General features: G+C 53.5%; 11 protein-coding genes. 9 read left to right on the forward strand and 2 right to left on the reverse strand.

The annotated features are described in order from the left end of the window. Positions 1-26: 26 nt before the first annotated feature. From cysI to N0M98_RS10305, 8 genes are all read left to right on the forward strand, one after another. Positions 27-1,748, forward strand: coding sequence for an assimilatory sulfite reductase (NADPH) hemoprotein subunit (gene cysI / locus N0M98_RS10270; RefSeq protein WP_249863490.1), 1,722 nt, complete (start codon positions 27-29; stop codon positions 1,746-1,748). 18 nt (positions 1,749-1,766) lie between these two features. Then, positions 1,767-2,141: a DUF488 domain-containing protein gene (locus N0M98_RS10275; RefSeq protein WP_249863489.1), complete on the forward strand. Its 375-nt coding sequence runs from the start codon at positions 1,767-1,769 to the stop codon at positions 2,139-2,141. Between the two features lie 323 nt (positions 2,142-2,464). Next, the gene (locus N0M98_RS10280) at positions 2,465-3,943 is read left to right on the forward strand and encodes an Lsa family ABC-F type ribosomal protection protein (protein WP_259617782.1); all 1,479 of its coding nucleotides are present in this window, start codon (positions 2,465-2,467) and stop codon (positions 3,941-3,943) included. Positions 3,944-4,289: 346 nt separating this feature from the next. Continuing rightward, on the forward strand, positions 4,290-5,597 hold the full coding sequence (locus tag N0M98_RS10285) for a spore germination protein (protein ID WP_249863487.1): 1,308 nt from the start codon (positions 4,290-4,292) through the stop codon (positions 5,595-5,597). Positions 5,598-5,670: 73 nt separating this feature from the next. Next, a complete protein-coding gene (locus N0M98_RS10290; protein WP_259617783.1) occupies positions 5,671-6,762 on the forward strand; it encodes a hypothetical protein in 1,092 nt (363 codons plus the stop codon). Between the two features lie 15 nt (positions 6,763-6,777). Then, positions 6,778-7,857, forward strand: a complete 1,080-nt coding sequence (locus tag N0M98_RS10295; protein ID WP_259617784.1) for a Ger(x)C family spore germination protein — start codon at positions 6,778-6,780, stop codon at positions 7,855-7,857. Between the two features lie 33 nt (positions 7,858-7,890). Further along, entirely contained in the window at positions 7,891-8,472 is a 582-nt protein-coding gene (locus tag N0M98_RS10300; protein WP_249863484.1) for a uracil-DNA glycosylase, read from the forward strand. 121 nt (positions 8,473-8,593) lie between these two features. After that, the gene (locus tag N0M98_RS10305) at positions 8,594-9,580 is read left to right on the forward strand and encodes a Gfo/Idh/MocA family protein (protein WP_259617785.1); all 987 of its coding nucleotides are present in this window, start codon (positions 8,594-8,596) and stop codon (positions 9,578-9,580) included. Positions 9,581-9,729: 149 nt separating this feature from the next. Here N0M98_RS10305 and N0M98_RS10310 read toward each other — a convergent pair whose 3' ends face one another. Then, a complete protein-coding gene (locus N0M98_RS10310; RefSeq protein WP_259617786.1) occupies positions 9,730-10,818 on the reverse strand; it encodes an AbrB family protein in 1,089 nt (362 codons plus the stop codon). Beyond that, positions 10,815-11,519 (reverse strand): MBL fold metallo-hydrolase, encoded by a 705-nt coding sequence (locus N0M98_RS10315; RefSeq protein ID WP_259617787.1) that lies wholly within the window; start codon positions 11,517-11,519, stop codon positions 10,815-10,817. The genes N0M98_RS10310 and N0M98_RS10315 overlap by 4 nt, the downstream gene beginning before the upstream one ends. A 203-nt stretch (positions 11,520-11,722) precedes the next feature. Here N0M98_RS10315 and N0M98_RS10320 point away from each other — a divergent pair, with 203 nt between their 5' ends. Next, complete coding sequence (locus N0M98_RS10320; RefSeq protein ID WP_249863480.1) at positions 11,723-12,607, forward strand: TetR/AcrR family transcriptional regulator; 885 nt, start codon at positions 11,723-11,725, stop codon at positions 12,605-12,607. The last annotated feature ends 151 nt before the right edge of the window (positions 12,608-12,758 follow it).

The raw sequence follows: 12,758 nt of genomic DNA on the forward strand, positions 1-12,758 counted from the left end.
CAAGACATAGAGGGGAGACGACACATATGTCAGACAATAACTTGATTTCGCCGAACAGCGCGCCTCACAGCGATGTCGAGGATATTAAACGGCGAAGCCGCTACTTACGGGGCACTTTGGCGGAGTCGCTGGACGATCAAATTACGGGCTCCATCCCGGAAGACGACAACCGCTTGATGAAGTTTCACGGAAGCTACATGCAGGATGACCGGGATCTGCGCAACGAACGCAACAAGCAGAAGCTGGAGCCGGCTTATCAGTTCATGGTTCGCGTACGCGCGGCGGGCGGGGTCGTAACGCCGGAGCAATGGCTTGTGATCGACCGTCTTGCGCAGAAATACGCCAACGGATCGATTCGCCTGACGACGAGACAGTCGTTCCAGCTGCACGGCGTCATCAAATGGAATATGAAAACATTGATTCAAGAAGTGAATGAAGCGCTGCTGACGACGCTGGCCGCTTGCGGCGACGTAAACCGCAACGTCATGTGCAATCCGAACCCGAATCAGTCCGAGCTTCATGAGCAGGTATACGAATGGGCCAGCAAGCTGAGCCTGCATTTGGAACCGAAGTCGGCGGCTTATCACGAAATATGGCTGGACGGCGAGAAAATTGTCGATAGCCGCAAGGACGAGGAAGAAGAGCCGATCTACGGCGCCGTGTATTTGCCGCGCAAATTCAAGATCGGCATTGCGGTGCCTCCCGCCAACGAGGTGGACGTCTTCTCCCAAGACTTGGGTCTTATCGCGATCGAGGAGAAAGGGAAGCTTGTAGGGTTTAACGTCGCCGTCGGCGGCGGCATGGGAATGACGCACGGCGATCCGCTCACCTACCCGCAGCTGGCGAGGGTCATCGGCTTCGTCAAGCCGGATCAGCTTATCGACGTCGCCGAAAAAACGGTCATGATCCAAAGGGATTACGGCGACCGGTCGGTGCGCAAGCATGCCAGATTTAAATATACGATCGACGACCGCGGTATCGAGTGGTTCGTTAACGAGCTTCAAGACCGCTTGGGCTGGAAGCTGGAGGAAGCGCGAGGCTATCGCTTCGACCATAACGGGGACCGCTACGGATGGGTCAAAGGCAATAACGGCAAATGGCACTATACGTTGTTTATTCAGAATGGCCGGGTTAAAGACGAGGAAGGATATCCTTTGATGACCGGATTAAGAGAAATAGCCAAAGTGCATACGGGAGACTACCGTCTCACGCCGAATCAGAATCTGATTATCGGCAATGTCGACGATCGTCAGAAGGAAGCGATCGAACGCATTATCCATGCGCACGGTCTTACCGACGGGGCCTCTTACTCGGCATTAAGAAGAAATTCCATGGCCTGCGTCTCGCTGCCGACCTGTGGTTTGGCGATGGCCGAATCGGAGCGTTATTTGCCTTCGCTGCTTGAGAAGATCGAGACGATTCTGAATGAAGCGGGATTGCGCGAAGAAGAGATCGTCATCCGGATGACCGGCTGCCCGAACGGCTGCGCGCGTCCGGCGCTTGCGGAAGTCTCGTTTATCGGCAAGGCTCCGGGCAAGTACAATTTGTATTTGGGCGGAGGATTTTACGGGCAGCGCTTGAATAAGCTGTACCGGGAAAATATCGGCGAAAGCGAAATTTTGGACGTGCTGCGGCCGATTCTTAACCGGTATGCCAAGGAGAGAGAGGAAGGGGAGCATTTCGGCGATTTCTGCATACGCGCAGGATATGTCAAGGAAGTGCTGTCGGGACTTGATTTTCACGCGTAACGGAAAGCCGGAGAAGCCATGAGCGACATACGGATCAAACGGATTTACGATGGCATCGACAGCTCGGACGGTGCTAGGATTCTTGTCGACCGGTTATGGCCCAGAGGAGTGTCGAAAGACGGGGCGCAGCTGACGCGCTGGATGAAGGAAGTCGCGCCGAGCGCTGCGCTGCGCACATGGTTCGGGCATCGGCCGGAGAAGTTCGAAGCTTTCCGGACGCTGTATACAGCCGAGCTGGAGCAAGAGGCGGTTCAGCCTTACCTTGAGCAGCTGATCCGTTGGAGCCGGGAGGGCAGGGTCACGCTGCTGTATGCCGCCAAGGATGAGCAGTGCAATCATGCCGTCCTGTTAAAGGAGTATTTGGAAGCCAAGCGGCGGGAGACGGAAAGCTAGCCGTTTGCAAGCACGGACTGATGAGGATTTTCCGCATTTTACCATACAAAGATTGAAATGCGCTGGCGAATGTGGTAAACTACCGTTAACTTAACGACGGGAGTTGAATGGGATAATGTAATCTTTCTTGCTGGTTTTTATAAACATGAACAGCATATTTGTCTGTTGTATTGTTTATAAGCAAGAAAGTTACTTTATTCTTTTCACTCAAAGGGCATGTTTTACTCTGATCGGTACAGGGTTGGATTTGCTGTATTCTATTGAGCTGTAAGAAAGGTAACTTTCTTGCAGCTTTTCTATTTTTATACAGGAGGATTCCAACCATGTCAACGATTACAGTGTCCAACCTAACCTTTGCTTATGACGGCAGCTACGATAATATTTTCGATCATGTGAGCTTTCAAATCGATACGGATTGGAAGTTGGGCTTTACGGGAAGAAACGGTCGCGGCAAAACGACGTTCCTCCATCTGCTGCTCGGCAAATATGAATACAGCGGAACGATTTCCGCTCAAGTGAGTTTCGACTATTTTCCGTTCCATGTCGAGGATAAGGAAGCCAATACGCTGGATGTCGTCGAACAGATCATTCCGGATTACCAGCATTGGGAGCTTATGCGCGAATTGTCGCTGCTGAAGGTGTCCGAGGACGTGCTGTACCGTCCCTTCCAATCCTTGTCCAACGGCGAGCAAACGAAAGTGCTGCTGGCGGCGCTGTTTCTGAAGGAAAACAGCTTTCTGCTCATCGACGAGCCGACGAACCATCTGGACTTGCACGCGCGGAAGCTTGTCAGCGATTATATGAGAACCAAGCGCGGATACATTGTCGTGTCCCATGACAGGGCGTTCCTCGACAATTGCGTGGATCATATTCTGTCCATTAACAAAACGGATATCGAAATCCAAAGAGGAAATTTTTCCGATTGGTGGGAAAATAAGCAAAGGCAGGACCAGTATGAGCTGGCCCAGAACGACAAGCTGCGCAAAGATATCAAACGGCTGTCCGAAGCGGCCGACCGAACGAGCCACTGGTCGCATGAAGTGGAAAAAACGAAAAACGGCACTCGCAATTCCGGTTCCAAGGTCGATAAAGGGTATGTAGGCCATAAAGCCGCCAAAATGATGAAACGATCCAAATCGCTTGAAAGCAGGCAGCAATCCGCGATCGAAGAAAAATCCGCGCTTCTGAAAAATATCGAAGGCTCGGAAAGCCTCAAAATTTCCCAGCTCGCTTATCATAAAAGTCAGCTGGCGGAGCTGGAGCATATTTCCATTCATTATGGCGATAGGACGGTGTGCCGCGATGTTAGCTTTAGCATCGAGCAAGGGCAGCGGATTGCGCTCATGGGGCCGAACGGCTCCGGCAAATCAAGCATTCTCAAGCTGATTTGCGGTGAGGACATATGCTATTGCGGTACATTCCGAAAGGGCAGCCAGCTTAAAATCTCGTATGTTTCGCAGGATACGTCGCATTTACAGGGCAATCTGACCGATTATGCCAAGAGCGCCGGGATCGACGAAAGCTTGTTTAAAGCGATTTTGAGAAAGCTCGATTTTTCACGTACGCAATTCGAAAAGGATATGGCTTCTTACAGCGGCGGTCAAAAGAAGAAGGTGCTGATTGCCAAAAGCCTTTGCGAGAACGTTCATTTGCATATTTGGGATGAGCCGTTGAACTTTATCGATGTCATCTCCCGTATGCAAATCGAAGAGCTGCTGCTGGAGCATTCGCCGACCATTCTTTTCGTCGAGCATGACAGCGAGTTTTGCAAACGCATCGCGACAAAGACCGTAGAGCTTTAAAAGCCTGGTGAAAAAAGAGCGCAGGGGCCATTTGAATCTGGAAAAGCGTTAGCGTTCGCCTTTGAAAACGGATTCTCTCCACAGAAAAACGAAAAAACAATTCAAAGAATCCGTTTTCAACAGCGATTGGAGGATCAAATGGACGCCGCAGCGGACTTTTTCACCACCCTTTTAAAAGGGAAAGGTTTTCACTCGCTCTTTTAAAGACGCGGTTCGTCGCAGCGTCAAGAGCCAATCTTCCGTTTAGCGGAGATAGGCTCTTTTTTTGCGTCTTATAGTTCGGAATAGTTTTCCTCCTGCGGGGTAATCTATGGCAAGATAACGCTATCGGAGGGAGGGGATTCACATGCTTGACGAAGTCAAGCGGCAGCTCGGCAACCCCGCCGATTTGACGGCTCAACTATTGAACAACGGTTATACTCAAATGGAATTTTGCTTCTTCGCGAGCATGAGCGATATTAATCAAGTGAAAGACGCCGTCGTAGTTCCGTTCTCTTACCGGTTTGACCCTCGCGAATTTAAGCGGATGCTGGAGGGAAGCCCCGCGTTCGTAAAGGCGGATGACTCTCAAGAATGGGTAGCCATGCTGCTTCGAGGCTGTACGCTGATCGAATATGAAGGCGTCGTATACGCGATGCAAGCGATCCGCAAGATGCAGACCCAGCCGGAGAACACGGAAGTAGAAGCTTCCCTGCAAGGTCCGCAATCCGCCTTCACCGAAGACCTGGATATGAATACGAACCTCGTTCGTCTTCGCTATAATTTGCCGACGCTGACGGTGGAGAAGATGGAGAAGGGCGACTCGTCCAAAACCCGGTTTATGATTTTATACGACCGGGACAAGGTAGACCGCAAGCCGCTGGAGGAGCTGCACCAAAGATTGGACAAAGTGCAAATCAAGCTGCTGCAGGCGGCCGGTCAGCTCGCGATGTATTTGGGCAATTCCAGGTACACGATGTTCCCTGTTACGATGCAGACCGAGCGTCCGGACCGCGTCGCGCAGTTTCTGGAACGGGGGAAGATTGCGATCCTGCTCGACGGCAGCCGCTTCGCCATTACGTTGCCCGTCCGATTTTTCGACTTCATGCATGCAATGGACGACGATTATGAGCCGTACTGGATGGGACGAGTGATCATTTTATTTCGTTACATCGGCATGCTCTTGTCTATGACGCTGCCCGCACTGTATATCGCCGTAACTTCGTATAATCCGGAATTTTTTCGCGTACAGCTTGCGTTCTCCATTGACGGAAGCCGCGCCGCCGTGCCTTACCCCGCATTTATCGAAGTGTTCATCATGCTCTTTATGATTGAAGCGCTGATTGAAGCGAGCATCCGGCTTCCTCGTTTCGTCGGTTCCACCGCCGCGACCGTAGGAGGGCTTATTCTGGGACAAGCCGCTCAGCAGGCGGGATTGGTCAGCAGCATCATGATCATCGTGACCTCGGTTGTCGCGATTTCCAACTTCGTTATTCCGAGCAGCTCGTTCAGTTATTCGATTCGAGCCTTGAAGTATGTTTTCGTCGTGATGTCGATCTTTTACGGGATGGTCGGCGTCATCGTCACTATGTTTCTTGTTATCGTGTATTTATGCCATTTGCGCAGCTTCGGGCAGCCGTATCTCTCGATCTACCAGCCTGGAGAAAATCGTTAATCAGCGGGCGGGGGGATCGCATCTGAACCGTTATTTCTATTATCACTTTGTTTATGTCGGGTTTATGAACGTCATGCTGTTCGTACCGCATATTCTCATTCGAGACCGGTTCCACGGAGCGGTGATGAGCCTTATTATCGCCATCGTTTGCGGCACGACGGTTTCTATCGTAACGGCAGGATGCTTTCAGCGTTTTCCCGGGTTGGGGTTGCCGGAAATTTTTTATCGTTATTTTCCCAAGGGCCTTGCCGCCGCTCTCATCGCGTTGACCGCCTTGAGCTGGATGTCCGGGGGCATTCTCGTCGTTTACAGCTTTACGCGGACGATGGGGATGTTCTTCAACCCGGAGATGAACGAATTTTTGTTTCTGTTCATAATGGTTGTCGCTTGCATCTTTGCCGGCTCGCGGTCGTCGCGGTCCGTTCAATTTTCTCTCGAAATACTGCTTCTGCTAACCGCTCCGTTAGGTTTATTCATCCTGTACAAGGCCGTAACCGACCATTGGGTCAGCTGGGATGCAATGAGGGTAGTGGCCGGCTATGTGCATCAAGCGCCGACGTTTAAATCGATTGCGGCAGCGACCTTTCTGTTCAGCGGGTACCTCAATCTGTCGCTGTTCAATCGATTGAATCCTCCGGGATTCAAGTTGAAGCACCGCTGGGTCATTCCGATTGTGGGCGTGATCTTCGCCTTCTATACCTTCTTCATTCCGATCGGATTCCACGGCACGATGGCGGTAGAGCAGTACGTGTTTCTTTGGAGCATTACTGCGGATTCCATGATCATGCAATACGGATTCGTGCAGCGGGTGCTGTTTACGTTTCTCATTGTGTTCTCGTTTTTATCGCTCATGTTTGTCATGAATACGTTTCACAGTGCGATGGAGTTTTTTAAATCCTGCTCCCCGCGTCATCGGCCCAAAGCGGAGGAAATGCCCGTACCGAAGGCCAACTGGATTTATTGCGCAGTCTTCGGTGTATTGTCTTTCATTTATTGTTTTTGGGCCAACGAGCAAAAAAACCAATGGGCTACGGAGTGGTGGCTCATGATCCGGTTTTGTGTCGAAGTGTTCTTAATGCTGCTGCTGCTTATAATTGTATTCCTCGCTAGGAAGGACCCGAACGTTCGCGCCGCGAAAGGAGGTTCCGCCAATTACGGAAAGTAGGAGGAGGTGCCCTTCATGATCAGAGCGTTCATCGCTTTCCTGCTCTGCGCGCTTCTCGCGGGCTGCGGGATGAAGGATATCGACAAGCGCTTCTATGTCGTTGCGACGGGAGTCGATTGGAGCGGCAAGCCGGAGAAGCCTTTCCGGGTGTCGATCCGGCTGGCCATTACTTCGGCGAAGGTCGAAAGCGGTTCGTCCAAAACCCAGCTTCAATCGATTGAAGCGCCCTCGATCGCCGAGGGTATTCGCCATTTGAAATCGTTCGTGGACAAGGAGCTCGATTTCGGGCACTGCCGCGTATTCGTGATGGGCAAATCGCTGCTGGAGCACGGAGATCCCGAATCGATGACCTGGTTTGTCCGCAGACGGGATATCCAGGCGATCAGCTACGTCGGCGTCGGTGATCCGGACGCTTTGTCGGTGCTGAAGATTACGCCGAAATCGGAACGGTATCCCGGCAATGCCCTGACCCTTACGTTCGGCAACGAAGGCTCCGAATCTCCTTATACGGTAACGACCTACTTCTTCGACCTGGTGCGGAGGCATTTCGAAAGGGGAATGGACCCGGTGCTCCCGGTCATTCGCAGCAACGGCGATACTTATGCGATCGACCGTGCGCTGCTGATGGATAAGAAGCGGATGCGTCTTATCTTGAGTCCGGAAGAGACGCTGCTGTACAATATGACGGCCAATCAATATTCCAAATCCGAGCTGAAAATGCCTTACGGCAATAAGCGGATCGTGCTCACCGTCAACCAAGCCCGGACCAAGGTGAAGATCAGCCGGGACGACGTACCGCAGGTGAGGATGGACGTCCAGGTATCGGGCATTTTGGAAGAGAGTCCTCCGAACGTATTGGAGCGGGACTGGGAAGGAATTGAGCGCAAGCTGGGCCAGCGGTTCTCCCGCGAAGTCGAGAAGTTGCTGTACAAAATCCGCGATGCGGAGGTCGATCCATACGGCTTCGGGCTTCGGTATTTGTCCACTTATTTCGGCGATCAAAACGATTATAAGCATTGGCAGTCCGTCTATCCCGACGTTCAGTTTAAAGTAACTACCCGTGTCAAAATATTGGGACCCGGCGTCGTCCGCTAACCGCCGGAAAAAAAGCAGAAAGGGGAGCAAATCATGTCCGACTTTATGCCGGTGCCGCTGAAGGAAGATCCGCCGCCGTCACATGCGGTTGATTGCCGGAGATGCGAGCTTGCCAATCAACGTCAACGAGTGATTTGGGGCGAAGGGACGCCCGGGGCGCCCATTTTTATCTTGTTAGATAACCCGGGAATGCGAGAGGATGCCGAAGGGAATCCGTTCGTATGCGGCACGCGCGAAGCGCTGCAGCAAGGGATGTATGAAGCCGGATTGGCGCCCGAGAAGGTCTATGTTAGCTTTCTCCTGAAATGTCGTCCTAGACGGGCTTACAATAAACCGCTTGCCAGGGAGACTTGTTTCCCTTATTTCCAGTATCAGCTCTCGGTAAGCAAGGCCTCTCTGCTTCTGGGCTTGGGGAACACGGTTGTGCAAACGCTATTTCCTCATGATGAGAGCGACGTAAAAAGCTTGAGAGGAAGGTGGCATGACTTTCAAGGGATTCCCATTGCTTTCTCCTACCATCCGTTGGCGGTACGCCGAAGACCGGCGCTTCAGAAGTATTTGGCGGAAGACCTGCGGTTCGTTGTTCGCAAAGCCAAGGAAATGAGCCTTATATAAAAAATGAACGGGCTCGGGTCGGCAAGCTTTCGGCAGCAATTTCCCGTGATGCGCTTCAATGCATAACCGTGTTACAATAGATGGCAGCGGTTTACATTGTGGCGAGGAGAGGTTATCGATTATGAAGCGTATACGATTTGGCATCATCGGCTGCGGCAATGTAACGGAAGTGAAGAGCGGCCCCGGCTTTCAGAAAGCCGAGCATTGCGAGCTCGTCGCCGTTATGCGGCGAGACGCCGCGCTTGCGGAGGACTATGCCCGGCGGCATGGCGTGCCGCGCTGGTATGCCGACGCCGGGGAGCTGATCGGCGATCCCGACGTCGATGCGGTGTATATCGCAACGCCTCCCGGTTCGCATCTTGAGTATGCGCTGGCGGCGGCGAAGGCCGGCAAGCCGGTCTATGTAGAGAAACCGATGGCGCTCAGCGGCGAGGAGTGCAGCCGGATGATCGCGGCCTGCCGCGAGGCGCAAGTGCCGCTGTATGTAGCTTATTACCGGCGGGCGCTGCCGCGGTTTCTTAAAGTTAAGGAACTGCTCGAAGCAGGAGCGATCGGCGATGTTCGCTATGCGGCGATGGTGCAGTACCAGCCGGCTCCGCAAGCGAAGGAAGGAGAGATCCCTTGGCGGCTGCAGCCGGAGCTTTCGGGCGGAGGGCTCTTTTTCGATCTGGCCAGCCATACGCTGGACTTGTTTGATTTTCTGCTCGGGCCTATCGCCGAAGCCAAAGGGATCGCATCGAATCAGCAGGGACAGTATGCCGGAATCGAGGACATTGTCACAGCGACATACCGGTTTGAGAGCGGTGTGCATGGCATTGGCAGCTGGTGCTTCTCGGCATTTGCGAGGGAGGATCGCAACGAGATTGTCGGCTCGCTGGGCAAACTGAGCTTCTCCACCTTCGGTCATGAGCCGATTCGGCTCGACACGGCGGACGGAACGCAGCTGTTTCCGTTCGAACCTCCGCAGCATATTCAGCAGCCGCTGATTCAGACGGTCGTGAACGATTTGCTGGGCTTCGGCGTCTGTGCCAGTACAGGAGAATCGGCCGCTCGCACGAACCGGGTGATGGATGAGCTTGTTAAGGGATTTTATTCGCCGCAGAGTTGAGTGTGAAGCTTGCGCGCGGATAGAGGAAGAAGACCTTTTCCGAATGGCCGGAGAAGGTCTTCTTCTGTTCTAGGCCGGGCCTGGAGCCGACCGCTTCGAAATGTTGTCGAACCGTTGTGAAAGTAGGCTTGCGTTGATGCCGTGCCGCCTCAGCGTCCGCCGGCCGCTTCATCCGCTGCCTTCGCCCGCGGCGCAATACGCTTGAAAGCCAGCCGCAATATCGGCGGTACGGCAAAGTAGATGAACCAGGTCCGAAACAGCTGGTAGCAGCTGACGACGGCAATGTCGGCGTCGATCTCCTTGGCTATAATCCCCATTTGATCCATACCTCCGGGCGCCATGCTCAGAAAGGCCGTGGCGGAGGATATGCCGTGCAGCTGGGTCAGCAGCGCGCTAAGCCCGAGCGAACCGAGGATCAGCACGGCGCCGCTAAGGAACGATAAGCTGATGACGCGGAATTTGTTCGTCAGACTTTCCGGGCGAAGCAGCAGCCCGACGTAGGTGCCGATCAGCAGCTGCGAAACGTCCAGAAGACTGGCTGGCAGAGCCGGGCCGGGCACTCCCGCCACATGAAGAATCGCCGTAGCGATCATCGGTCCGAGCAAGTAGGCGGAAGGGAAACGGATTTTCTTTGCCAGCATGGCAAATGCAACACAGACGACGGCGAACAGCAGAATGCCCGGGAACAAATCCTCCCATCGTCCGAACGCTCCCGAAGAGACGCCGATGTCCTGATGATTGCCTCCGAAGAGCGGACTGAAGACGAGCAGCGGCACGCAGAAAATAATCATGATGACCCGCGACACCTGCAAAAACGTCATGACCGTCAGGTCGATTCCTTCGGTTTCCTCTGCAAGAAGAATCATCTGCGACAAGCCGCCGGGAACGCTCCCCATCAGCACCGTCGGCAGCGGAAGCCCCGACACCTTCGCGACGCCATAACCGATCAGCGCGCTGAACAGAAGCAGCAGCACCGTCATCAAAATCATGGTCGGCAATTGCCGGCCCATCTCTTTCAGCGTCTCCATCGTAAACGACAGGCCGATCGAATAACCGATAATAATCATCGCCGTATCGCGCAAGTAACTGGGCCATAACGGCTTGATCGTCTTCAGCAGCCGCGCCCCCAGCAAGGAAAAAACCATCGGTCCAAGCAGCCAGGGCAGCGGCGAATGAATCAGCGTGAACAGCGCTCCGCCCGCAAGCGCCAGGGCAAGAGTGACCAGGAACCGGATCATGATCGGCCGGCCAGTTCGGCCAGCCGGCGGTTTGCGTCGCCCTGAATAAGTCCGCCGTGATAGCAGACGATGTTCTCGACATCGAAGGACGTGAATTTTTTGAGCGATTGCAGAGCTTGATCCATATTCGGCGTGTAGGGAGGGTTAGGCCCTTTCAACTCGCCGTCTTCGGCGACCGTGGCGTCTCCTGTGATCAGCGTCTTGCTCCGCTGGTGGTACAAGCTGATATGGCCTGGCGTATGTCCCGGCGTATGAATAACCGTCAGGCCGCCTGCGATCGGCAGCGTGTCGCCGTCCGCAACGATGCGGGTTACGTTGGGAGCGACCGGATGAAGGAATATCCGCTCGAATGAACCGCGCACCGATTCGGTCATTTGTGCAAGGAGCCCGGCCATCCTCTCCGGCGTCATCTTGATCATCGGCAGCGTGCCGTCAATGGCGCCCTTGTCGTCTTCATGGGCATAAACCGCCGGAGTCCCTTCCTCTGAAGTCAGAAACTCGGGCAGGCCACCGATATGATCTATATCCTGGTGCGTCAAAATAATCGAAAGAAGCGGCAAATCCCGGCCTATGGCCTGTTTCGCCAATTCACGAATCGCCGGTGCGGACCCCGGAACGCCGGTATCGATCAATATCCAGCCGTTCTCATCGTACAAAATCGTAGGGCATAACGCCGCCGACCCCTTTGTTAAATCCAACATCTCAATACCTTGTGCAATTCGCATGTACATGCCGATACCTGACCTTATAAGGATGTCGTAAGACAGGACCGGCCACCTCCTTTATCTGATGGAATGGGCCGAAACTTATGAGTTCATTATAGAACTAGCTAGTTTTTTGGTCAATGGGAAAACGTTGACGCGCATCTTGTCTCATGTCAAGATATGAGGAAGGGGGAATGACGATGGAAGACGCGAAAAAAGCGAAAGTTTTGCAAACGGCCATCGAACTGTTCCGGTTGAAGGGGTACAGCGCCGCTTCCATGCAGGATATTGCAGAAGCGTGCGGCATGGCCAAGGCCAGCATTTATAAATTTTTTGCTTCCAAAGAAGAGCTGTTTACGGCTGCGTTTGTCGTATGCCATCAGACATTGCTGGATCAGGCGGGCGCACTCGATCGAGTGGGAGCCGAACTGAATCTGTCTCCCAAAGAAAAGCTGCGGCGCAAAATCGAGCTCCAACTGCTATATACGGTGGAAAATCATCTGTTTATGATCGATTTCAAAGAGCTGCCCATCGCCGCCAACGAACAGTTCATCGCGGCCTGGAAGCGTAAGAAAGCCGCGCTGCAGACTTGGCGCCGCGAGCTGCTTATCGATGCGTACGGGGAGAAAATCATCCCCTATATTTGGGATGTGGTCGCTATTTTCCGCGGCATTCATATCGAATATTTAAGCTACGTCCAGCAAAAAGTCATCGCGCTGCCGATGTCGGAGCTGGCGGCTTTCATCGTCGACCGGATGGACGCCTTGGCCGAGGATCTGATCCGGACGGCGCCGAAGCCGGTGATCGACGAACGCAGTATGCCTTTCAATTACTTAAATCCCAGCGATGCTCCGGCGCGCCAGGCGACGGTTCAGCAGCTGATCGCCTGCATGGCCGGCCGGATCGGCGAGCTGTCGAAGCCGGAAGACGAGCGGGAAGAGCTGCTTAAAGTCGCGGCGATGCTCGGTGAGCAGTGCGAGCGGCAGCCTTCTGACAAAACGCTCATTCGGGTGCTTGCGTCTTACTTGGATGCGATTCCCGAGCTTCGTTCGCATATCCGCCAATTAAAGTATTTGTTGTCATGAGCTCGGCTAACCATTTTATAGTTGCAAGCGTATACCTGATCGAAGGTGTGCGCTTTTTTTATTGTTTAGGAAATGATGCGCAGCCATATCCTGTGGATATCCGGGGTCTCCCCCGAAAGTAAAGTCTACCCATAGAACGATCCCAGAGGAA

The sequence above is a fragment of the Paenibacillus doosanensis genome (assembly GCF_025060755.1).
GTDB lineage: Bacteria > Bacillota > Bacilli > Paenibacillales > NBRC-103111 > Paenibacillus_S > Paenibacillus_S doosanensis.